The 22,867-nt window shown below is 42.3% G+C and carries 20 protein-coding genes and 1 pseudogene; 17 read left to right on the forward strand and 4 right to left on the reverse strand.

The genetic code is table 11. The annotated features are described in order from the left end of the window. Positions 1-193: 193 nt before the first annotated feature. Together MKY35_RS04835 and MKY35_RS04840 are read right to left on the reverse strand one after the other, a co-directional pair. Positions 194-1,144, reverse strand: a complete 951-nt coding sequence (locus MKY35_RS04835; protein ID WP_342445755.1) for an ABC transporter permease — start codon at positions 1,142-1,144, stop codon at positions 194-196. A 1-nt stretch (position 1,145) separates the two neighbouring features. Continuing rightward, a complete protein-coding gene (locus MKY35_RS04840) occupies positions 1,146-2,072 on the reverse strand; it encodes an ABC transporter permease (protein WP_039272522.1) in 927 nt (308 codons plus the stop codon). Positions 2,073-2,390: 318 nt separating this feature from the next. Between MKY35_RS04840 and MKY35_RS04845 the strand changes: the two genes are divergently transcribed. The 14 genes from MKY35_RS04845 to MKY35_RS04910 all read left to right on the forward strand — a co-directional run bounded on the left by MKY35_RS04845 (position 2,391) and on the right by MKY35_RS04910 (position 16,820). Next, a complete protein-coding gene (locus MKY35_RS04845) occupies positions 2,391-3,158 on the forward strand; it encodes an amino acid ABC transporter substrate-binding protein (RefSeq protein WP_103049740.1) in 768 nt (255 codons plus the stop codon). 39 nt (positions 3,159-3,197) lie between these two features. After that, entirely contained in the window at positions 3,198-3,857 is a 660-nt protein-coding gene (locus tag MKY35_RS04850) for an amino acid ABC transporter permease (protein ID WP_029517550.1), read from the forward strand. Positions 3,858-3,872: 15 nt separating this feature from the next. Beyond that, positions 3,873-4,625 (forward strand): amino acid ABC transporter ATP-binding protein, encoded by a 753-nt coding sequence (locus MKY35_RS04855; RefSeq protein WP_342445756.1) that lies wholly within the window; start codon positions 3,873-3,875, stop codon positions 4,623-4,625. Positions 4,626-4,906: 281 nt separating this feature from the next. After that, positions 4,907-6,121, forward strand: a complete 1,215-nt coding sequence (locus tag MKY35_RS04860; RefSeq protein WP_029517548.1) for a radical SAM protein — start codon at positions 4,907-4,909, stop codon at positions 6,119-6,121. Positions 6,122-6,143: 22 nt separating this feature from the next. Beyond that, positions 6,144-6,578: a pyridoxamine 5'-phosphate oxidase family protein gene (locus MKY35_RS04865; RefSeq protein WP_029517547.1), complete on the forward strand. Its 435-nt coding sequence runs from the start codon at positions 6,144-6,146 to the stop codon at positions 6,576-6,578. Positions 6,579-6,581: 3 nt separating this feature from the next. Next, a complete protein-coding gene (locus MKY35_RS04870; protein WP_342445757.1) occupies positions 6,582-7,307 on the forward strand; it encodes a class I SAM-dependent methyltransferase in 726 nt (241 codons plus the stop codon). A gap of 21 nt (positions 7,308-7,328) precedes the next feature. Next, positions 7,329-8,696, forward strand: coding sequence for a glutamate-cysteine ligase family protein (locus MKY35_RS04875; protein ID WP_342445758.1), 1,368 nt, complete (start codon positions 7,329-7,331; stop codon positions 8,694-8,696). Between the two features lie 13 nt (positions 8,697-8,709). Further along, positions 8,710-9,990 (forward strand): ATP-grasp domain-containing protein, encoded by a 1,281-nt coding sequence (locus MKY35_RS04880; protein WP_029517544.1) that lies wholly within the window; start codon positions 8,710-8,712, stop codon positions 9,988-9,990. Continuing rightward, the gene (locus MKY35_RS04885) at positions 9,971-11,629 is read left to right on the forward strand and encodes a radical SAM protein (protein WP_342445759.1); all 1,659 of its coding nucleotides are present in this window, start codon (positions 9,971-9,973) and stop codon (positions 11,627-11,629) included. The genes MKY35_RS04880 and MKY35_RS04885 overlap by 20 nt, the downstream gene beginning before the upstream one ends. A 16-nt stretch (positions 11,630-11,645) precedes the next feature. Further along, positions 11,646-12,878 carry a hypothetical protein gene (locus tag MKY35_RS04890; protein ID WP_342445760.1) on the forward strand — a complete coding sequence of 411 codons (1,233 nt, stop codon included), beginning with the start codon at positions 11,646-11,648 and terminating at the stop codon, positions 12,876-12,878. Positions 12,879-12,897: 19 nt separating this feature from the next. Next, positions 12,898-14,133 carry an MFS transporter gene (locus MKY35_RS04895; protein ID WP_342445761.1) on the forward strand — a complete coding sequence of 412 codons (1,236 nt, stop codon included), beginning with the start codon at positions 12,898-12,900 and terminating at the stop codon, positions 14,131-14,133. 3 nt (positions 14,134-14,136) lie between these two features. Beyond that, complete coding sequence (locus MKY35_RS04900; RefSeq protein ID WP_165150043.1) at positions 14,137-14,961, forward strand: hypothetical protein; 825 nt, start codon at positions 14,137-14,139, stop codon at positions 14,959-14,961. 4 nt (positions 14,962-14,965) lie between these two features. After that, a complete protein-coding gene (locus MKY35_RS04905) occupies positions 14,966-15,979 on the forward strand; it encodes a U32 family peptidase (RefSeq protein WP_342445762.1) in 1,014 nt (337 codons plus the stop codon). A 1-nt stretch (position 15,980) separates the two neighbouring features. Beyond that, positions 15,981-16,820 (forward strand): hypothetical protein, encoded by an 840-nt coding sequence (locus MKY35_RS04910; RefSeq protein ID WP_029517538.1) that lies wholly within the window; start codon positions 15,981-15,983, stop codon positions 16,818-16,820. 164 nt (positions 16,821-16,984) lie between these two features. Here the strand turns inward: MKY35_RS04910 and MKY35_RS04915 are convergent, their stop codons facing one another. Next, complete coding sequence (locus tag MKY35_RS04915; protein WP_340887063.1) at positions 16,985-17,062, reverse strand: hypothetical protein; 78 nt, start codon at positions 17,060-17,062, stop codon at positions 16,985-16,987. A gap of 802 nt (positions 17,063-17,864) precedes the next feature. Between MKY35_RS04915 and MKY35_RS04920 the strand changes: the two genes are divergently transcribed. The 3 genes and pseudogenes from MKY35_RS04920 (at position 17,865) to MKY35_RS04930 (ending at position 20,528) form a co-directional block, all read left to right on the forward strand. Beyond that, on the forward strand, positions 17,865-18,503 hold the full coding sequence (locus MKY35_RS04920) for a glycoside hydrolase family 11 protein (RefSeq protein ID WP_342445763.1): 639 nt from the start codon (positions 17,865-17,867) through the stop codon (positions 18,501-18,503). Positions 18,504-18,793: 290 nt separating this feature from the next. Beyond that, positions 18,794-19,420, forward strand: a pseudogene (locus tag MKY35_RS04925) (SUMF1/EgtB/PvdO family nonheme iron enzyme); the annotation flags it as partial. Positions 19,421-19,775: 355 nt separating this feature from the next. After that, the gene (locus tag MKY35_RS04930; protein WP_342445764.1) at positions 19,776-20,528 is read left to right on the forward strand and encodes an alpha/beta hydrolase; all 753 of its coding nucleotides are present in this window, start codon (positions 19,776-19,778) and stop codon (positions 20,526-20,528) included. A gap of 441 nt (positions 20,529-20,969) precedes the next feature. Here the strand turns inward: MKY35_RS04930 and MKY35_RS04935 are convergent, their stop codons facing one another. Beyond that, a complete protein-coding gene (locus MKY35_RS04935; RefSeq protein ID WP_342445765.1) occupies positions 20,970-22,286 on the reverse strand; it encodes an erythromycin esterase family protein in 1,317 nt (438 codons plus the stop codon). Between the last annotated feature and the right edge of the window lie 581 nt (positions 22,287-22,867).

The raw sequence follows: 22,867 nt of genomic DNA on the forward strand, positions 1-22,867 counted from the left end.
GTTTTCCTCCATTACTGTAATTAGTTATGCCAAAAATAAGGTACACCTTACCGGGAGTTATTCATCCTCCTTTCCCGCAGGTATGCCGCGTGTGCGCACTTCGATAAAGGAACTGCCGTTCTTCCTGCGGTTAGGCGAGAAGCTGCGGATCATGGTGACACCCCTCCTTGTTTCAATTGGGATCTCTCTGTTGTTAATGCTGTGAACGCGGGTCAAGTGCATCCTGAAGCCCATCTCCAAGCGTATTGAACGCTAGCATGGTGAGCGATATCATCAGCCCGGGGAAAAATAGGCGCCACCATTGACCGCTTAAAATAACGCCAAGTGAATCGTTAGCCATCGTCCCCCAGCTGGCCGAAGGAGACTGAATCCCCAAACCGAGAAAGCTCAGGAACGATTCGGCAAAAATAGCCGACGGAATAGTGAACGTCAAATTCACGATAATGATTGCCGCTGCGTTTGGTAGCAAATGTCTGAAGATAATACGCGAATGAGATGTCCCCAAGCTACGGGCTGCTAACACATATTCTTGCTGCTTCAGCTGTAAGATTTGCCCACGCACGACACGGGCCATACCGACCCAGCCAGTAATAGATAATGCAATAATCATCGTGAGCAGACCGGGCTTCATAATGACGAGCAGCAGAATGATGACCAGCAGATAAGGAATACTATACAAAATTTCAATAATACGCATGAGAATGCTGTCGATCCGGTCGCCCGTTTTACCCTGCCCAGCACAATAGCCAGCAACACAGCCGACGAGAATGCCAAGCACCAAATCAATGGCGGCAGCGGCAAAGCCGATCATGAGTGAAATTCTAGCCCCGGCCCATGTCCGTGCCCATACGTCCCTCCCCAGATCATCCGTGCCAAACCAATGCTCTTTGGAAGGAGAGAGATTCGTCTTCAAAAGAGATTGATCACTCGGTGCATAAGAAACCATGGAAGGTCCAACAATCGCCAGCACAATAATAATGATTAGTAGGGAAAGCCCCAAAAGAGCAAGCTTGTTGTTGAAAAGTCTGCGTAGCCGATCCCGCCAGAGTGATTCTTTGGGTCTGGTCAACGTGGCGGTGGGGATCTGGCTGCGGTCTACAAGACTGAACAGACTGTCCTTTTCGACAGTAGGTGCTGCTTTCATGTTAATCTCCTTTACTGACTAATTTGATTCGTGGATCGACAAGGCGATAGGAAATATCAATTAAAAATAAAGTAACGACTAGAATGGCACTGTAGAAAATGGTCGTCCCCATAATCACTGGATAATCCCGGTTAAAGATACTATCTACGAAGTATTTACCGATACCGGGAATGGCGAATATTTTTTCAACGACAAAGGTACCTGTAATGACGGAAGCAAATAGCGGTCCTATAAAGGAAAGCACCGGAACCAACGCGTTGCGTAATCCGTGACGAAGGACTACGGCCCAAGAGGACAACCCTTTTGCTTTGGCGGTGCGTATGTACTCCTCATGCATGACTTCCAGCATACTCGTCCGCATAAAGCGGGCGATAACAGCAAGAGGTGAAACAGCGAGAGCCAGCGACGGGAGCACCGTATGCTGCCAGGTTCCCCATGAGGCGACCGGAAGAAGGTGCCATTGAACGGCAACATACTTGATTAGCAGCGGTGCCAATATGAAGCTGGGTACGGAAATACCAACAATGGCGATAAACATCGAGATATAATCCAGTGGTCGATTATGGTGTAGAGCAGCCAGTGTTCCAAGCGAAATTCCGGCAATAATCGCGACCACGATGGATTGAATACCGAGCAATGCAGAAGGTGGAAAACCTCGGGCGATGAGCATGTTGACGTCCGTCGTTTTCGATTGAATAGACGGGCCCATATCCAGCACTAGCAGATTTTTGAGATACAGCACATACTGCACAGCGAGCGGCTTGTCCAGATTGTACCTGGCACGCATGTTTTGCAATACCGCTTCCGGAATGGTTTTGGAATCGTTCGAGAATGGGTCACCCGGAATGATGTGCATGATGATAAACGTTAAAGTGACAATAATCCACAGTGTAATGAACATCGTAAAAAGACGCTTTAAAATGTACATGGGGCTTAATTTCTCCTGTCTATCAAGCTGATTTACATACTATTGCTGCTAAAAATTTAATATAATTAAAAGTGTATAAGAATACTAGGAAATAATAAGACGGTTTAGGTGACATGTCAAGGTAAGGTTTTACATTATAGAACACAGGTCAAATTTTCGTCACAGGTTTTCCATTTATATAAGGCTAAGATTCCGCTCATTCCTCTCGACGAGTATCCTGCGGTGTGTTATGATGATACTCTGATAACGTGTTAACGAACTAAAGCGTTTGCCACCTGTTCTTGGATACGGGGGTCACCATTGTTGGAGGGGAATAAGATGAGAAAAGCAGCCATGTTTACGATGTTAATTGGATTGATGATGATCGTGTTGGCCGGATGTTCCGGCGGTAAGGACGACAGTAAATTGATTATTGGCATTGATGATAAATTCGCCCCGATGGGCTTTAGAGATGAAAATAATGAGCTGACCGGCTTTGATATTGATTATGCGAAAGCGGCCGGGGAACAAATGGGTAAACAGGTGGAATTTCAGCCGATTGATTGGTCTGCCAAAGAATCCGAGCTGAACAGCGGACGTATTGATCTCATTTGGAATGGATACACCATTACGGATGAGCGTAAGGAAAAAGTGCTATTCACGAAGCCATATCTGAAAAACAGTCAGGTAATTGTCATACCGGCTACTTCCAGTCTTTCCAAGCTGGCTGATCTGGCGGGCAAAACGGTGGGACTCCAGACGCTGTCTTCAGCAGCCGATGCATTGGATGCGAATCCGATCAAAAGCCAGTTGAAGCCTGTGTCCGAGTACCCAGATAATGTTCTCGCTTTGACGGACTTGAAAACCGGGCGTCTGGATGCGGTTGTCATTGATGAAGTCGTTGCCAAGTATTATATGTCGAAGGAACAAGGGACGTATAAGCTGCTTGATGAATCATTGGCCCCCGAGGAATACGGCATCGGCGTGAAAAAAGGAAATGAAGAGCTGTTGACGCAGTTGCAATCCGCTTTGGATGAGCTGCACAAGAACGGAAAAGCTGCTGAAATTTCGAAAAAGTGGTTTGGTGAAGATAAAGTATTAAATTAATACGTAGTGTATTGAACTAAGGTTTAGGAGTCGAAGGTCATGAGTATGGAATATATTTTACGAATTATGAAGCCTATGCTTGAAGGGGCACAGATGACGGTTATTTTATTTTTCATCACGCTCATCTTGTCTATTCCATTGGGTTTTGTCGTTACGTTGCTGGCCAAAAGCCGGATTAAGCCAATCGCTTGGCTGATGCACACGTACATTTATGTTATACGCGGCACGCCGCTTTTGCTGCAATTATTGTTCTTTTGTTTTGGTCTGCCGATGTTGCCTGTCATTGGGGAGTATCTGGTAATGGATCGGACAACGGCTGCCGTGCTGGCATTTGTATTGAATTATGCGGCTTATTTTGCAGAAATTTTTAGAGGCGGAATGTTGTCGATTGATAAAGGGCAATACGAGGCTTCGCAAGTGCTGGGCTTGAGCAAGTCGCAGACGCTGATTAGAGTCATTGTGCCGCAAATGGTACGGATCGCTTTGCCTGCGGTAACCAATGAAGCGACAACACTGGTAAAAGATACGGCACTCCTGTATGCAGTAGCGGTACCGGAACTGCTGCATTTTGCTAATACGGCTGTAAACCGCGATTTCTCGATTGTACCTTATGTTGTAGCAGCGGTTATTTATTTGTTGTTAGCTTTGGTGCTGACGCTATTCTTCAGAGCGCTGGAAAAACGTTTTAAATTCGAGTAAAAGGAATGTCGGGATATGAATACTAACGCAATAGAAGTAACCGATTTGAAAAAATCGTTCGGCAAGCTCGACGTTCTGAAAAGAGTGAGCTTTAACGTTAAAGCGGGCGAGGTTGTAGCTGTCATCGGTCCTTCAGGTTCAGGAAAAAGTACCATGCTCCGTAGTTTAGTACACCTGGAAGATGTGACGGGCGGGACGATCCGCATTCATGATAAAGCACTGGTGGAAAACGGTCAGTACGCTCCGGCAGGCGAAATTAAGAGCATTACCACCGGGATGGGTATGGTCTTCCAGCATTTTAATCTGTTTCCTCACTTGACGGTGCAGGATAATCTGGAGTTGGCTCCCAAGCTGGTCAAAAAGGTAAGCAAGGCCGAGCTGCGCCGGCAAAGCGCCGAACTGCTGGCCAAAGTCGGGTTGGCGGATAAAGCTGACGCATATCCGTCCCGATTGTCGGGTGGACAGAAGCAGCGTGTGGCAATTGCCCGGGCAATGATGATGAATCCAGATATTTTGCTGTTCGACGAGCCGACCTCGGCCCTTGATCCCGAGCTGACAGGCGAGGTGCTGCGGGTCATCAAAAAGCTGGCTGAGGAGCATATGACGATGGTCATCGTGACCCACGAGATGAATTTTGCGCGAGATGTGGCGGATCGTGTCATTTTTATGGATAACGGAGAAATCGCGGAATCCGGTACGCCGGAGCAGATTTTCGGTAATCCGCAGTTGGAGCGGACGAAGGTGTTTTTGAATCGGGTGGAAGCTTAGCCCAAGATGCATATCATCTTTGCATACTTGTGTATATGTGTTTTATATCTCCCAAAAGCGACTTTAAAGAAGTATTCTGATGTAAGCTGAAGCAGGCTATTTGAGCTCTGTTAAGCGAACGAAGAATGCTTTTTTTTTTGAAATGGTTCTTATTCCAGTAAATGTGATCTATTTCATATGATTGTGTAAGAAATGGGGTTTAACATGTAAAACATGCTACCACGATTTAAACAAATTCTGCTACTAGCTCCACAATTTGAAAGTGGAAGGTTGGGATTTGAATGATTGATCGTTTTCACATTTATTGTCACATTCCGTTTTGCAAGAAGCGCTGTCCATACTGCTACTTTACAGCCAAATTTTCGGAAGAGGAGATGATTAACCTCGATGTAATGGATGAGTATGTTAAAGCCTTGAAAGTGGACATTGAATGCACTGAATTTCCAAAATCAGCAATCACCTCGATAGTTTTTGGTGGAGGAACCCCATCCCTCCTAAATGAAAGTCAGCTAGACACTATTATAAATTCCATTCGAAATAGGATTACCCCAGAACAATTTACCCACATGAAATTTATGGCGTACGAAGTTTCCCCAGATACCGCATCCAAAGAAACCTTGTCTATTTTCAGGAGAAAAGGATTTAATCGTGTAAGTATCGGTGCCCAGTCTTTTAATAATGAAGAGCTCAAATTGCTGGGACGGCCCTATTCACGAGAAAAAATTATAAAGGCTGCAAGCCTGATCCGAGAAATTGATTACGACATGTTAAATATTGATCTGCTAATCGGAATCCCGGGGCAGACGCAGAGCACGGTCATGGAAAGCATAAGGGATACAGTGAATATACGACCGGAACATATTTCGGTTAGTCTTTTCTACTCCTCTTATCCAGGGGGAAAGGAATTTGTCGAGCGATGCGAGAAAAGAGGAAAGCATATTTTAGCATTGTCCGATAAAATCTCAGTTTATGAAGAAGTGTGCGGATTTTTACAACAAAACGGATATATAAGAGTAGATAATACTGTTTTTTCTTTACCAGATTATATATTTCCTTATGAAAAAGATGCTATAAGTGAAACAGAGCCGGTGTTGGCTTTTGGACCCGGATCTGCGGGATATTGGGATAATAATCGTGTACGTTTCACACCTCCTTATATTAAAAATTATATAGAACTTCCACATTCAGTCGAAGAAGAAATTACAGTCGATAATTATGCGTTTACGATTGTATGGGGGCATTTGAATGCCTATGGAAAAATCGAGGAACGAACGTTAGAGCAGTATCTAGGAGTTAATTTTGAAAAAGTAATGGAAATGGAGAAAGATGTTAATATTCTTTTGTCCGTTTTAATTCAAGAAAATCTGGTGGAACAACAAGACTCGGCTTACATATTAAAACCAGAAAGTCTAAATCGCGCGATTGTACTAATGCATTATATAAGGGATGGCTGGGGATACAAGCTCATGACTGCCCCGGATGAAATTAAAAACTAAGAGTAAAGTGAAGGTGAATACAATGAATCAAGAAGAATATTCAAAATGGATTAAAAACGTTTCTATTGCCTATCTGGCAACGTATGATTCATTCAATAATCAACCCCATGTAAGACCTGTAGATGCGGGGACTGTTCACAACGGATATATATATTTCTCTACCTTCAGCAATACAGATAAGGTTGAACAAATCCGGACGTGTGAGAATGTGGAGCTTACTTATTTTGGAGACGGGGCTCAGCTCAGAATGGCAGGTAAGGCCAAACGGGTGAGTGAAAAGAAGGAAGAAGATCTATTTTTGGAAAACAACCCTATGATAAAAGAAACCTTTAGCAATGAGAAAAGAAATCAGTTTGTATTGTTTCAAGTCACACCCCATGCAGTAAGATTTATGGGCGAGGAAGATCATCAATACTCTCCTGTAGATTGGAAGCAGACGGACCGGATAGGCATGTGACTCATGGAGACAGACGAACTGATTTTTGATTTTCTGGGTCCGGATACGATTGAAATGCAAAAGTTTATTGGTGATGTCTGGCCTGAGAAGATACATGCAAGGGTTTTGGACCTGGCTTCAGGGAGTGGTGAACACTTATTTGGTTTTATAAACAAGTCTATTGAATCTGTAACTGTAGTTGATCGTTCGCCGGAATCGTTGCAATTGTTGCTCAACAAGCATAACGATCATGGAAATATGATTAATACGGTATGCTCTGACTTAAATGATTGGTCTTGCCCTCAAAAATTTGACATCGTACACATTGGGGATAATTCTATCCAAATGTTCCCTGCGTATAAAAACCAATTTGATATTTTTAGAGTAATTGCTTCAAGTTTATCAGCCGAAGGGGTTGGAATGGTTAATGTTACGCCAGTGACGGAACATCAAATCATGGAATATGGCGGGGCACCTAAAGTGATTAAATCACTGACTATCGACGGGGAAGCATTTGAAGTATATGGAGAAGTCAAAATCGATGTTTTTAATCAGACCTTAATGATGTATTTCACAGTTTATAAAAATGAAAATGAAACCAGCCGTTGTACCTGTCGATGTCGGATGTTATTGAAACATGAAATAGAGGAGATGGCAAAGGCTGCTGGACTAAAAATAGTGCAAGTTAAACAACAGAAACTTAAACGGGGAAACGATTCTTACTATTACCTATTGCAACTCAATCAATAGAGCAAATGGGAGAATAAGGGTATGTCCAAAACCGTTTCATTGAATCCAACGGCGTTAATGAACAGGGCTTTTTTACGACAACTTAGACAGCTTGAAAAAAATATTTTGGTTACTAAAAATAATTTATCCGGAATTATGGGTTTTGAAACCGAATACCTTCTTTTTGATTTTGAGTTTAATTTGGTAGATGAAAAGGTACGGAATCGTGTAATTGAAAATGCAACATTTATAAAACGGGAAATAGGTGCCAGCCAAATTGAATTGGTATCCCGTCCTTTCACACTTGCAGAGGGACTTGAAAATCTTATAAATGAAATGCAGGAAATAGAGCAAGAGGCGGCAGCCATAGCACATGCCCAAAATAATAGACTGGCGCGTCTTGGTACCTATCCTGGTTCATTTACTGACTTGGAAATTACAGATGACCGGGAAAATTATCAAATGATACTCGACCAGTTTAAAAGTTCAAGAAAACATCACCTTGAGCTTCATTTGGGAGAAGTTGATCTATCAAGTCGTGTTCATGAGCTAATTAGCGGGTGTCAGTCGACACAAATGAATGTACAGGTTAACTATAATCAGGCTGCTATTGATCTTTTGAACAAGACGATTGAGATCTCACCTCTCTTTATTGCCATTGGGGCCAATTCTCCGATTTTGGACAGGCGATTAACCGGATTGCTCGAAACCCGTAACCTGATTTGGGAGATTGGTTATGATTTGCGGACCTATTCTGAATTTTTGGCAGCTCTGTCTACTCGCGTTTCATTTCCTCATCAATATTATGCAAATTTCCATAATTATTGGGCTACTTTGTATCAACAAAAACATATGAAATCCGATCCACGGTATGCATTTAGCCTCAATCAAAAAATGAATTGGAAAATTGCGAGATTAAAACTGGTAGGTGGCAGCGGTAAGCCCACAGCATGCTTGCTTGAAACGCGATTTATACCGATCCAGCCAACACTTCGGGAAGATATTGCACTGCATCTCGGAGTCTATGCGCTTTTGGATTTAAGCCTAAGCAAAGGAGGAGAAAGACTTCTTCCCGTTACTTTTGTGAAGGAAAACTTCAGGAGGGCTTCATGCTACGGAATTGACTGTGAGCTTTACTATTTTACATCCGACGGTAAAAGAATCACTGAGTATGCAGCCACGGAATTAATAAATAGAGCTGGCGAGCGTATTTGTGATTATTGGAAAAGAAAATCTTCTTCAACTGCAACACTTGTGGAGGAGGTACTAAGCAAGCGACTTAGAGTAGGCCCTCCAGCCTTATCACTAATAAACAATATCAGGGGGAACTCGAAAAATACACTTCTTGGAACCCAAGAAATAAAGCGAATAGTGTCGCAAAATTGTATTCCTGTCAATGAAGGATCGTAAGGAGGACTTTGGTATGTCTGCTAATAGTTCAAGGGCTATATTTTTACTGGAGCCTTGTTTTTTTGGAGAAAAATATATTGAATTTGCCGCTGAACTTGAGTTGATTGTAATTGTCATTCGAAGAGAAGGCGGCCCCAAGGTGGAGAAGGCGCATCTGGTACATTTTGAAATCATCAGTGACATTACAGATGCCGAGTCTACTTACTTGAAAATGGAGTATTTCTTCAGTCAGCATCCGGATATATCCCGCAACTCGGGTATTGTACCTGGCCACGACTATGCAGTACCGGTCGCCGCGATTATCTCCCAAAAGTTTGGCTGGAATTCCATTCGCCCAGATGTAGCCCATAATGCCCGCAGCAAAGAGTGTATGAGAAACGGGCTAAAAGGTTCTCAGTATGTATCCAATCCAGATTACCATTTGTATCACAGCGTATCCGAACTAAAGGAGCAGTTGGACCAGATCCAATTCCCCGCTATTGTTAAACCCGTTGATATGACAAGTAGTATGTTAGTCAAATGTGTGCAAACATCTGAACAATTAATTAGGCAGGCCGAAAAGATTATTCAGAATGAGGATAACTTCGGTTATCCATCGAATCTTTCATTTCTAGTAGAAGAATATATCAGAGGCCAGGAATATAGCTTCGAGGCTTTTATGTTTAAAGGTGCTTGTAAATTTGCCCATATTACTGAAAAAATGAAAACTCCCCTTCCTTATTTTGTTGAGCTACAGCATACCCTTCCAGCATCTATGGAATCTTCAAAATACACTCAATTATTAAACAGCTTCATAAATCTTATGGCTGAGCTTGGAATTACAGAAGGACCCTGTCATTTGGAATTTGTGCTGTCCAGGGGACATATTTATATTATCGAATATTCTACTCGTCTTGCAGGGGACCGCATAACTGATTTGTATAGCTTGAGTTACGGAGTAAATCTGCATAAGGCTTCGATTTTGTGCGCTTTGGGAGAAAGACCGGATGAGTACCTGCATGAAACCCGAAACGATATTTCAAGAATCCGTTATTTCCATCAAAAAAGTGGAAAAATCAAACAAATATCAGGGGTGGAAGAAGCCAGACGTTTGCCGGGTGTCATAGAGATTGTTATAGAAAAGAAGGAGGGAGATACAGTACCGGATGAGATGACTAGCAGTATGGACAGATATGGTTTTTTTGTTCTTAAAGCTGATACTTATGATGAATTAGAGAAAGTGAGCCACCAAGTTGAAGATACGATCCAATTTGTGATGGAAAGAGAGACTACTTATGAAAAGCAAAAAGGATGAAAATCAATTCGAAATTTTGCTGATTAATCCACCCTTATGGTACTACCAGTCTGTGCCACCCGATATTACGGCTGCGGCTGCTTTATTACATCACCAAGGAGTGGGTACCAAAATCCGTGATTTAAATTTGGAATCATTTCATTACTTTTTTCGGGGGCGTTCGGACATCATCACTCATCTTACGGACGCTGAACTGTTTTATAATTTTGAACATTTAGAAGAAACCTGCCAAAAAATCGCTGAGATTTATGATCGTATTAGTGAACAGATTTCACCCGCGGTGCTGCGATGGAATTTATATGATCCGGGAGTGGATCTACGTAATATTGATGAGGTACTAAGGATTGCCGAACAGAAGGAACACAATCCATATTTTGATTTTTTCAAAGAAATTTTACCGGATCTTGTCCCTGAAGGCGTCAAGGTGGTTGCTATTTCAATTTTTCATCCAGATCAGGTTATTCCCTTATTTTCGTTGACTTCATTGTTAAAAGAATATAACTCTAATCTACACATTCATCTGTTCGGCAATCTGGAGGATCAGATTAATACAAAAATATTAGTGCGAAATCTTCCTGATAAGGAGTATCATTTGTTGTTTTCTCATGTGGATTCGTTTGGCTTGGGAAATGAGCATTATCGATTGAGCGAACTGGTTAGAGCTGTTGAGGATTCATCTAAGTTGGAAGAACTATCTTGGTTACTTACTCAAAAAGAACTTCAACCTTATATTGAAGAAACTAATAAACACTATTACACCAATAAAATAACATTACCCGTTTTATCTTCTCTTCCTGCAAGTGCTCTAATGCCGGAAGAGGTTCTAAATGTAGCTGCGTCTGTAAGTTGTTACTGGAAGGGATGTACTTATTGCTCTATTAAAGAGCATGGTACTTATCAGAAAGAGAGTATTGAGAGTATCCTGCAATTAATGGAGAATTTTTCAAAACAACAGACATTTTCGGTATTACGATTCAGAGACTGCTGTATTTCACCCACAGATTTAGAGAAAATAGCAACTCAAATTGTAGAAAGGAAGCTTATATTATCCTGGGCCTGTCGTGCCAGACTGGAAAAGGGTTTTAATTCCCGATTGTTTGAACTGTTAAACCGTGCAGGATGCATCATGATCTCTTTTGGAGTAGAGACCTTTGAAACAAGGGTATCCAGACTGATGAACAAAGGAATAGATCTTGAATATGCGCCTGTGCTGATTAAGAGTTGCTATGAGGCTGGGATTGCGGTGAAATTGACAGCGATGATCGGGTTTCCAGGTGAAACCAGTGAAGAAGCTCTTGCTAATCAAGCACGGCTACGGGAACTGTTTCCCTATTGTATAGATATCCGATATAACCGTTTTATTCTATTTGAAAATTCTCCTATTGCTGCCGATCCTGCTATGTATTCCATTCAAAAGATACCTTTTAACAATCGCCAGCATTTACGATTTTATAGTGAGTTTAGCAGGGAAAGTGGGATGACACAGGTGCAAGCGGATATACAGGCTGCTGAGTTTGAACAGGAAATTAAACAAACTTATGCTTTTTTTCTGTCAGAAGAACATTTGCTTTTATATTTGAAAAAATGGGGACTTTCTTTTTGTATGAATCTTGTAAATGCCAGGTCTCTCTATCAATAAAACGAAAGGATTAGGGATGGATAAACATTATGTAATTTTCGCGAAATTCGAAAACTTTTCTCGTATCGTGAATGAAGGCTTGAGCTCTTTAAGGTATGAAAAAACGTTGATTACTAATAATCAACGTTTGATTGAGCGTTGTAGTGATCATTATCACCATTTCTTGTGTGTCGAAGATTTAACATCACCTCAAGTTGTTGAGTTTATACTAACACTGCATGATGAAAAGCCCGTGAACGGTTTTTTTTCCGAGAGTGAGGATTTGGTGCAGTTTACTGCTTTGCTTAGAGAGCGATTGGGTCTTACGTGTGGAGTCATCGGGAGAGATGGTGCTTTTTTTAGAGATAAGGTAAAAATGAAAAATCATCTTGCTCAAGAGAAGGTTATTCTTATTCCTGAATATCGAACCGTTCACCACTTTGCTGATGCAATCGACTTTTTATCTAAACATGCTCCCGAGGCCATTATTAAACCAATTGACGGAGCGGGGTCCCTTCATACGTTTCGGGTTCATTTGGATAACATCCACGAATATGAACAATTGCTTAACGACCATGTCGGAAAATTTGAGATTGAACAATATATTGATGGAAAAATGTTTCATATGGATAGCATTGTATATAATAACCAAGTTGCATTCACTTCAGTTGCCTGCTATACGCATAGCACTTTGGAATGCAGGGAGGGGAAGCCACTGTGCGGGTATTTTTACCCTGACCATGAGATGCCCTTGGTCCAACAGCTTATCGCGGCAAATAACAAAGTATTGAGTGCAATGCCGATCACAAGTGGAGTAGCTCATACTGAACTATTAGTTACTAAGCAGCAGGAGATCTTATTTTGCGAAACAGCGGCACGAATTGCAGGCGGAGGAATTATTTTTGGTATAGAGGATACATGTGGAGTAAACCCGCTACTGGAGGGGGCTCGCGCTTTTGTCGGCGAACAGCCGCTTTTCAATCAATATTATCCACAGACGAATGGCGGGTATCTGCTGCTCTATAAGAAGAAAGGAAGGGTTAAACACGTCACCCCAAGCTCTGACTTTCTTCAGATACAAGGTGTGAAGCGGGCTGATATTTTACCACAAGTGGGTGACTGCTTGTCTTTTAGCGGCAGTTCCGGTGATGTGGCTGGAGTTGTGACTTGGTCAGTTGATTCTTTTGAGGAAAATGAGCGTATTCGTAATGAGATTGAGCATTTATGGGAACTTGAAATGGAAGTACAGGCTACGAAAAAGCCTGTTTGATGAGGAAGGGGAAGCGTAGGTGGTTAAAAAGTTTGAAAGTCAGGTCAGATTATTTGGTTTATTGAGGTTTCTGAACACATTCTATGTATATAATTCCATTTTGGTTTTCTATTTTAGTAATATGATTAAGCTTAACTATACCCAAATTGGGATTGTAATGGCCAGTTACTATACGGCATCCATACTATTTGACATACCCACGGGAATGATCGGAGACCTGATTGGGAAGAAAAAGGCTATCCTTATCGGAGCGGTTTTTCAATGTATTGGTATCTTTCTTATGGGATCATTACAAACTTATATGCTACTTATTATAGCTCATATCATTTTTGCATTGGGCTCATCCTTCATATCAGGTTCGGAACAAGGCTTGATTTATAAGCTTCATGAAAAGCATGACAAGCTTGATGTCTTGAACCGTAGCTACGGAAAAATTTTTTCAGCAAGTATTTTGTCTACGATTGCTGCTGCTCTTCTAAGCTCAGTAGTTATTCAATATAGCTATTCGGTTACTTTTTACATTTCGGCATTCTCTAATTTTTTAGCGGTGTTTTTTGTGTGTCTGGTTCATGAGGAGAGAGTTTATGAAGACAAAACAGGTAAAAAAGCGTTTCAACGAGTTCGCCCTCTACAAATAATGAAGGAATCCTTTCAGGAAATCAGAGTCAACAGGCAACTACTATTATTTTCTATTTACTATATATTCACAGCTATCATTCTAACCTCAGTATTCTTTCAATATCAACCCTATCTACAGCATTTAAAAATTTCACCGACTTTTTTTGGAGTTATTTATGCTCTTTTCGGCATTATTCCACTCATCTCTGCTCAGTTATCACATTTAATCAAAGGGAAGTATATATATATACTTAATCCTTTGATCCTTGCTGTTGTTTTTTTAGGGATGGCGTTAACCAAGTCCATTTGGCTTGGGATCGTATTGATTTGTTTGTTTCGGTTTAACTGGGGGATCATTATTCCAAAAATACAAAGTCACATTGATACCAGCATCACGAGCGAAACTAGCAGGGCGACAACCGTATCTACTGTGTACAGTGTACATAATCTTCTCCTATCTATGATGCTTATCATCAGTGGGCATCTTATTGAAAGCTACAGTATTGCTGTACTCCTGATTATCTATTCCTTGTTTAGCCTTTTATTTTGCTTGTATGTCTTCATTTTCCGTAGAAGCTACAACAACACAGATGTACCCTCCAAAAGCACTTTAATGATGGATTCGAAGGAGTTGTAGTGGATGAATACCGAGGTCATCTTAATTCGCGTTTCCCCGAAAGCTGTTTTTAGCTATGATATCGAAAATGGTCATTTTCATAGGGAGAACCCCTACTCAGAAGTCACGGATTACAGTTATAGCTCGGAATTTAAACATCATAAAAGAGCAAATGATCTTTCTAATTTTGTGAAAATAGAGCGTGTTTATCAACTGGAAAACACGGACAAGGCTCAGGCCGAAATTGCCCAGCTTGCGCGCAGGTTACATCTGACTGATTTCAATGTAATTGAAGGACCGCTGGAACGTCCTGAATTCGTTGCAGACTACAGACCTAGTAGCCCAACAGCTTACCTGGATTTTTTTCTACAAAAATGGCACAGGGGCTGTAGTCCCTTGTATTCGGAGGAGGAATTGCAAGAGGGAGAAAACCACATTAAAAACTTGCGTCATACCCATCCTTCTTATGGTGAATTAAATGAGTATGAGTATATTGCAAAAATGCTGAGTATGTTGGACTCGAATCAAACCCAATTGTTTCCCTGCGAAGCTGGGGTACATTCTTTTCAAGTAAATGGTGATGGAGCGCTTTTTCGCTGCAATAGATATGCTAAGGCGGGCTTGGAGAAATCAAGCGACGAGATAGGATGTATCGATTCTGTGGACGATTTGGCACCTTGTAAAAGTTGTTTTTCAAGATATATGTGCGGAGGACGTTGCAATTTATTGATTAATCAGCTTCAGAGCAATGCATGTGTCCTGTTTCGGGAGTTTACAATTGTTTTGTTGAAAGCGATCATTAGTCATCATCTGGCTGAAAAATCGGCTGGAATTCTGGTAAAGGAGTAGACATATGCGAATTTGTACAGGATTAGTGACCATTGATGATTTAGTGCCTTTTATTCAGGCCGGAGCCGAAGAATTTTATTGTGGCGTCATTGATGAACAATGGTTGGATCGGTATAACTATATCGTTGCCTTGAATCGCAGACCTTGGCCTGATGCGAACTTTTCCAGTTTTGCTGAACTTGCGGAGGTCGTGAATATAGCGCATGCTCATGGGTGCCAGGTATTTTTTACGATGAACGAACACTGCTATAACAACCAGCAGCTTGGTATCCTGGATTACTATTTGGAGCAAGCTGTTCGTTGTGAAGTGGATGCTATTATTTTTGCTGATTTGGGCTTGGCCGGTTATTTTGCGGATAAGAAAACGAATGTGGATGTGCATATCAGTACAGGCGGCACGATTTTTAACTGTTACACAGCAGAAATGTACACCAAAGAATTTCATGCGGATCGGCTTATTTTGCCCCGTTCCTTGTCCATGGCAGAAATGAAAATCATAATTGAAAGCTCACCAAATACAGAGTTTGAGGTTTTTATCAAAAATGAAGGCTGTACTTATATAGATGGCTTTTGTAATTTTGTGCATGGGACTCGATTTATGAATAACAATGATGGGGTCATTTTTAATCCTCCATGTGTTTTGAGATATCAGGTTATTGAGAGTATTACGCCCATACCGTATGATGTACCACTGCTGGAGAAAAAGCTAAACTGGATTTTAGACAATAAGGGTGACTGTGGTGTGTGCAGCTTATATTATCTGAACCAATTATCGGTTGATAGCTTGAAATTGGTCGGGAGAGCTTCAGACAGAAGTCAGGTTTTAAGTGATATCAGGATGATAAAATCAGCGATAGATTTATGCGGCGAGGTGGCAAACTTCGAAGAGTACCATCACATGATTTCTTCGCAAATATGTCAGAATAGCTGGAAAAACGATCAATTGTTTACACATTGCTACTACCCGGAAATTCTGGACCATGTAAATGGCATTCATAATGTTCAGGGGAGTGTATAATATGGAAAAAGCGATGATGGTTGACGACCTGCGTAAATTAACGAATGTGGAGAACCAGTATCAGCGTCTGTATTATGGACAGGAGTTTTGCCCGCGTACTTTCTTAACAGTAAGGGAGCTAAAATCAGTTATCAGCTTTTGTGAGCAGCACGACATGAAGCTAACCTTGATCACTCCTTATATGACGGATGAAAGTATGAACACGATTGTGAACATCTTAAAGGAAGTAAGTGAAGCATCTATTTTTGATGAGTTGGTGGTTAATGATTTCGGAATGTTGTATTTTATTGAAAATCATTATCCCGGCCGCTTTAAACTTATTTTAGGTAGACTACTGAATAAAGCTAAAAAAAGTCCTTCTATTGCAAACTATTTTCCCAAGCTTGATGATGATTCGAAAAGTGCCTTACAGAATACTGCGGGAGGGTTTGTCCCCAATATTAGGTTCATGCGTAAATATAAAATTTCTGCTATTCAATATGATAATAGAATACAAGGTAATAAGCTGGATATCAAAGACAATCATGATCTGGTAAATAATAATGATATTGATGATGCTGATACTGATGTGCTCCCTTTTAGCAGGGAATTAGTATACCCTTACGTACACATTACAACTGCCCGAAGATGTTTTTCCAGCATCCTGTATAGCAAGTCATCTATGTCTGAGTGGAAAACGTCATCATTATGCAATAAGAGCTGCAAGACTTGTCAAACAGTCCTCTATAATGATGTGATGAAAAAAGATATTATATTAAAAGGAAACTCTCTTTATTACGAAAATGCCAAGCTTCCCGTCAATTTAGCGGAGTATTCACGAATTATAACTCAGGTACTATAAATACTAGATCGGAGTGGTTTACCCGCTTTTATTTTGAAAGAGCAGGTGGTCTAACCTCGCTGCTCTTTTCTGAACTCATTCGTTAAATCTTCCTATCCATTACTGGTTCCTTCACACTCGTTTTGGTATAAACTCGTGTTCCCCGCTAAACACTTCAATCATCGTTAATGCCCCGTTCGATAGCCGTGGATGAACGCTGCTGCCGAGTGTAGGGAAGTTGATTCGCTTAGTAAATCAAGCATGACTTCAATTTGTTCAAAATCGACTGCTGGTAGTTTATTTTTTTAGCATCTCCATAAGATCACTAATTTTTTAATTCACTTTTTGAGACTCAGGGTCGGTTGACTTTATTCGTTCACTGGGACGCCATTTCCTATAATGCATATCCTCCAAAACCATGTTCATCATGCCTCTCTATAAATTCTGTTTTGCTAAGTCTTTATCCTCACGTAAATCCATCACCCAAGTCAAAGTTCACTACATGTGGAAGCTACATATAAGGTGAGCATTGAATTTATTCTTGGTCAGACAGGTAATCCTAAACGTTAAATGTAAAATGAATAATTCCAGAAATAAAGCTCCCGCGGTGATGGGACTGACCCGATTTTGAACCAATGGAAAACCCTCAACAACAAAAGACTACAAAGGTGTCGGAGTACAAGACTTGATTCCATTGCCGAAAGGGACAAGAACTTGGTATCGTTGCTGATTAGGTGAATAGCTAAAAAGGAAAACATAAAAAATGGATTCGCATATTGCTCGAATTAATTAAAAGCAGCCAAGCCCTTCTTTCAACGTTACGGGACTCGGTATCTCTTGTTACCCTCGACGGGTTCTAAAATTTCAAAGTATTCTAAACATAATAGAGTTAAACCTTTAATTTGCTAGGTTTATATGCAAACGCTATTATTCTATAATTTCACTCAGAAAGGAGGTATAAGTAAAAAATTACGGAATATGGCATGGGTAAGTGATATACTACAAAGAGAATCAACCCAACAAGCAGGTGTATGGGACAAACACAAAAATTTTAGGAGGTAGAGTATGTTTAAGTTTAGTAAGAAAATGATGACGGTAGTTCTTGCAGCTTCCATGAGTTTTGGGTTGTTTGCAACAACCTCAAGTGCAGCGACAGACTATTGGCAAAATTGGACCGATGGCGGTGGGACGGTCAATGCTGTTAATGGATCAGGCGGTAATTACAGCGTAACATGGAAGGATACCGGGAATTTTGTTGTCGGCAAAGGCTGGACTACTGGATCGCCAAACAGAACGATTAACTACAATGCCGGTGTCTGGGCGCCGTCCGGTAATGGATATTTGGCTCTCTACGGGTGGACGAGAAACGCACTCATCGAATATTACGTCGTTGATAGCTGGGGGACTTATCGACCTACCGGAACGTATAAAGGTACGATGACCAGTGATGGGGGCACATATGACATCTACACAACAATGCGATACGACGCACCTTCCATTGAAGGCCAAAAAACGACGTTTATTCAGTACTGGAGTGTTCGACAGTCGAAGAGACCGACCGGGGGTAACTCCACAATCACTTTCAGCAACCACGTGAAAGCATGGGCGAGCAAAGGAATGAATCTGGGAAGTAACTGGTCTTACCAGGTGTTGGCGACAGAGGGGTATCAGAGTAGCGGGAGCTCTAACGTAACGGTGTGGTAACTACTCAACTGCAAGCTGTTCAACGAACAGGCGCGGTTGGGGCTGTCTCACGGGATAAACGGGTTTTGAAAGCTGTCTGATAGGATTTACACGAATTGATCCATGGAGGAAACACCGATCTCTAAGCATTGTAGACAGGCCGATGGCCGTTCTCCTCCAGTCTATCCGTCAGTGCGGATGCGTTGCAGGCCGTTACCTGCTAGACGAACGGCCTTCGACGCTGCTGGAGGCGAATTGCGGGCCGTCATGGCCTATCATTTTCCCTATCAGCTTAAAGGGGATATATATCAATGAGAAAGCTATTAATTTTCCTTTTAATAGCACCAATGGTTGTGATCAGCGCTTGTTTGCAAGATAAGCCTGAGAAAAAGGATAACCTTGTATTCGTGGAAGGTGGGACTTTTCAGAACAACAAGTACAACAACTCTGGAAAAAGCGTAGCCCTATCGAACTTTTATATCAACAAATATGAAGTAGTTCAAAAAGAGTGGGTTGAAGTCATGGGAAGTAATCCCTCGGTATCATAGGCGACAGTTTGCCAGTAGAAATGGTGAGTTGGTATGACGTTGTGGAGTACTGTAATCAAAGAAGTATACGAGAGGGCTTAAAACCGTATTACAACATAGACAAGGATAAAAAAGACCCGAATAAATAAGAATGATAACGATAATATAAAATGGACAGTAACGATTAATGAGGGAGCTAACGGTTGCCGATTGCCTACAGAATTGGAGTGGGAATATGCTGCAGACGGAGGTCAGGCGAGCAAGGGCTACACATACAGCGGAAGCAATAATGCTGACGAGGTCGAATGGTATTGGAAAAACGCCGGAGACAAATACTTATCTGGAGACTGGAACTGGTATGGAGACTTGGATAGCGAAAGCGGTTTCTACCGGGTTGTGAAGGGTGGCGGACAGCGACCGTCTAGGACTTTATTTTTTGTCCTCGGCTGTCGCTGTTCAATTTAAAGAGCCAGTCTAATACTTTATTTTCTGCTGACAAAGAGAGGGATTTAGAGGCTTAAAAAATATTTTGGGCATGTTGAGTAGAAGATGGTCCAGGATATGTCTCCGCCATGTTTGTTCATCACTTTTCGCATAATCCCAGCAGCTCTCGTCCTCTATACACAAGATGACGAGGCATTAATTAAGCGACGGGCAGTTATTCAAAGTGACTTCATAGTGGATATCTTTTTAATATAGACTGTATGTTCAGCCATGGCTAAAATGGTAATCAGGAAAATATTACCACATTGAGGAGGGGAACAAGGTGGAACTTTTTTACGAAATCGAGGGGAATGGAGTCCCTATAGTCATGATTCACTCGGGAGGTGTCGACTCAAGGGTATGGAGATATATGGTGCCTGGACTGGCAAAATCATTCAAGATCATTACCTTCGATGGTCGAGGAACCGGCCGCTCACCTGCTATGCAAGAGCCGACTTCACTTGTGGAGGATTTGCGCAAACTTCTTGAACATCTCGGACTGGATCTTGTCACACTTGTTGGCCATTCCATCGGTGGGCAAGTCGCGACTGATTTTACGTTATCATATCCTTCTATGGTTGAGCGGCTAGTGGTAATTGCCCCTTCATTAACGGGATTTGCATATTCGCAAGAATTTACCAATTATATGACATCGGTGAATGCGGTCGCTCCCGATATTACAAGACTTGTAGAGTTGTCCTTAGCCGCACCGATTTATCGGGCTACGATGGCTAGCCACCATCGGAGTTTTTTGACTGAAATGCATAATCACTACATGACAAGGGTATTCACCGAGTGGAGAAGCTTTGAGGTCCTTTGGCCAGAGCCGCCTTCGATTGAACGTTTAGAAAAAGTTGCAGCGAGTACGTTATTTATACAAGGAACCATAGAATGGCCGGATATGTACAATATCGCCGAGCACTTCAAGCGTGTACCTGCAATTAGGTTTGCCGAAATCAAAGGAGCCGATCATATGCTTGTCCTTACTCATGCGGAGGAACTAGCTAATAGCATCCGACAGTTTTGTCACAGGTGAGGACCATACGTGAATAGATTGGGCATCTCTTGAATCAAAGTATTATAATGGATGATAAGAAGTTTTGAAACTTAAAGGGCAACCCGGAAGAAACATCTTGGTGCTTGGAAGCGGCGGATGAGTGGAAAGCGGATGTTTACAGATAACATCAACACGATGTCTCTCAAGCATGTCTATACCAAGACCTTATATTAGGGAGCAGTTGAATTGACGTACCTATCATCAAAAGAAGACTAACGCTTTCCACCAAAAATCAGAAAGTGTTTAATTGAACTGACGGGATACGTTAGCTCAATAAAACAGCGGCAGGCTCAGACTGATAAAACAAAGTCCGAGCCTGCCGCTGCTTTATATTGGAGCCAGTTTTATAATTATAATCCGGAGCCCTGACGGTAAACTATACCAGCTACCCTGCATTCCACAGACGATTCTTACGAGCTGTTATTCTGAAAATAAAGCATCCGTTGCAACCGGTTGAAGGATAGGCAGTGGCTGAAGGGCGGTGGTCCGGTCGAGATGAACAAACGCATCATAACGATCCGCCATGCTGGAAGGCACGTAATTGCCGAATCGTTCATGAGCAGGCTCATATACCACACCGATGGCTCGGTGGCCAATGACCGTATGCAGTATGGAAGATGCATCGGAGAGCATTACCATGCCATTCCGGCCGTCTCCCGCCCGGTGCATGCAATACTCCCAGCTTCCTGGCTGTCCGGGCGGCACGGTCATTTTCTCAACCGGAGCTCCCCAAGCTCTTCCCGCCAGTACCTCGCCCTGATAGGTTCCGAAGCCAACGGCAAACACACGATGTTCCGGATCTTCCCGCAGTAGCTGACCCACATTGACCATGCCGTCAGCCATCATATCCGTTGCCCGGGCATCACCGATATGCGTATTATGCTCCCAGACAATGGCTTTTGCCGAGGCGCCGTAATAGGACATGATTCGCTTCAGCGATTCAACCATATGTCTGTCCCGTATATTCCAGGACTGCGGACCGCCCCGGACCATCGTACGATAATAGGCCTCCGAACTGGAAGTGACGAGCATGTTCACCTCCGCATTCAGTTCTTCCTCACTTCCCGGATACGCCATGCGCCGGCTCTGAATCTGCTTCAGTAGCTCAACCACTTCTTTCTCACAGCTCTCCGAGAGTAATCCTGCCGCAATGCCATAAGTTTGATGGTCCCTGCTATATGGATCAAAACAAGCATATGTCCTGCGGGCCTGTTCCAGCTGGGGAGACTTGGTCTCCTCCAAATAAGCGATGATTGCCTCCATCGATTCCCATAACGAGTACATATCGATGCCATAAAATCCAACCTTGGGACAGTCACTTCCGCCCCCTTGATTCATCTCATTGTACTCCTTCAGCCACTCCGCGAAATCACGAATATCCGTATTCGCCCACATCCAGGTCGGCCAGCGGGTAAAATCACCCAGTGCATCGGCTGCCGAAGAATCGGACCCCTCCATCCCTTTAACATACCGGTTTAACCGATAAGCAGAGGGCCAGTCTCCTTCCACGCCGATAATGTTAAATCCCTTGCTTGTAATTAGCTTCTTCGAAAGTTCGGCCCGAACTTGGTAAAAATCAGACGTCCCATGGCTCGCCTCGCCAAGCAGCACAATATCTGCATCTCCGATGGCCTTAACCATGCTGTCCAGATTCTCCATTCCGTCCAATGGGATAAATAAGGCATTCAGCTCTTTTAGATATGCGTTCTGCTCTGATAGATTATCATTAGAATTCATGAATTTGTTCCCTCCTTTAGACGGTATGAGTGGATTATTTCCGAATTGTCCATTCATTAACCCAAAACAGGCCTCCCTTAGTGATAAGCCAGGGTAAGTCTGGTGGGGGCAAAATTTGAATTTATTAAGATGTGCACAAAAAAGGAGGAGAAATATAATGTCCGCTGAACGTTTTCATATTCACATAGCAGATGAAGTCCTTGCTGATTTAAAGAGAAGACCGCTGGCCGGATCAATTGGAAAACTCAGCTTGGAGTGATTGTGGAGGTGACCTCCGTCAAAGATTTAGCGAAGATGAACTCATTACATATCATGGTTTATTGGCTTACTAACACAATCGGGTCGTCAACGCGGATGTATTACGAAAATTCACATTCGCTGCCGCCATTAGGCTATATAAAAGTACCAACTGGGGTTGCATTATTCCCAGCAGATATAGTATTACCACCAAAAGACTGGGCAGTGCGAAATTTAAATATAACTCGCTGGACTATCATGGCTCGTGGTGGACATTTTACGGCCATGGAAGAGCCAGAGCTTTAAGCCCAAGAAATTCGTGCCTTCTACAAGCCTTATAGAGT

Origin of the sequence: Paenibacillus sp. FSL L8-0638 (assembly GCF_038593075.1) — a bacterium.
GTDB lineage: Bacteria > Bacillota > Bacilli > Paenibacillales > Paenibacillaceae > Paenibacillus > Paenibacillus polymyxa_D.

Coding starts and splice junctions, on each gene's coding strand:
- MKY35_RS04890 (WP_342445760.1), top strand. CDS start 11,646: ATGGATAAACATTATGTAATTTTCGCGAAATTCGAAAACTTTTCTCGT.
- MKY35_RS04915 (WP_340887063.1), bottom strand. CDS start 17,062: ATGCTTGATTTACTAAGCGAATCAACTTCCCTACACTCGGCAGCAGCG.
- MKY35_RS04840 (WP_039272522.1), bottom strand. CDS start 2,072: ATGTACATTTTAAAGCGTCTTTTTACGATGTTCATTACACTGTGGATT.
- MKY35_RS04910 (WP_029517538.1), top strand. CDS start 15,981: ATGGAAAAAGCGATGATGGTTGACGACCTGCGTAAATTAACGAATGTG.
- MKY35_RS04900 (WP_165150043.1), top strand. CDS start 14,137: ATGAATACCGAGGTCATCTTAATTCGCGTTTCCCCGAAAGCTGTTTTT.
- MKY35_RS04875 (WP_342445758.1), top strand. CDS start 7,329: ATGTCCAAAACCGTTTCATTGAATCCAACGGCGTTAATGAACAGGGCT.
- MKY35_RS04860 (WP_029517548.1), top strand. CDS start 4,907: ATGATTGATCGTTTTCACATTTATTGTCACATTCCGTTTTGCAAGAAG.
- MKY35_RS04870 (WP_342445757.1), top strand. CDS start 6,582: ATGGAGACAGACGAACTGATTTTTGATTTTCTGGGTCCGGATACGATT.
- MKY35_RS04885 (WP_342445759.1), top strand. CDS start 9,971: ATGAAAAGCAAAAAGGATGAAAATCAATTCGAAATTTTGCTGATTAAT.
- MKY35_RS04850 (WP_029517550.1), top strand. CDS start 3,198: ATGAGTATGGAATATATTTTACGAATTATGAAGCCTATGCTTGAAGGG.
- MKY35_RS04865 (WP_029517547.1), top strand. CDS start 6,144: ATGAATCAAGAAGAATATTCAAAATGGATTAAAAACGTTTCTATTGCC.
- MKY35_RS04880 (WP_029517544.1), top strand. CDS start 8,710: ATGTCTGCTAATAGTTCAAGGGCTATATTTTTACTGGAGCCTTGTTTT.
- MKY35_RS04835 (WP_342445755.1), bottom strand. CDS start 1,144: ATGAAAGCAGCACCTACTGTCGAAAAGGACAGTCTGTTCAGTCTTGTA.
- MKY35_RS04935 (WP_342445765.1), bottom strand. CDS start 22,286: ATGAATTCTAATGATAATCTATCAGAGCAGAACGCATATCTAAAAGAG.
- MKY35_RS04855 (WP_342445756.1), top strand. CDS start 3,873: ATGAATACTAACGCAATAGAAGTAACCGATTTGAAAAAATCGTTCGGC.
- MKY35_RS04845 (WP_103049740.1), top strand. CDS start 2,391: ATGAGAAAAGCAGCCATGTTTACGATGTTAATTGGATTGATGATGATC.
- MKY35_RS04905 (WP_342445762.1), top strand. CDS start 14,966: ATGCGAATTTGTACAGGATTAGTGACCATTGATGATTTAGTGCCTTTT.
- MKY35_RS04920 (WP_342445763.1), top strand. CDS start 17,865: ATGTTTAAGTTTAGTAAGAAAATGATGACGGTAGTTCTTGCAGCTTCC.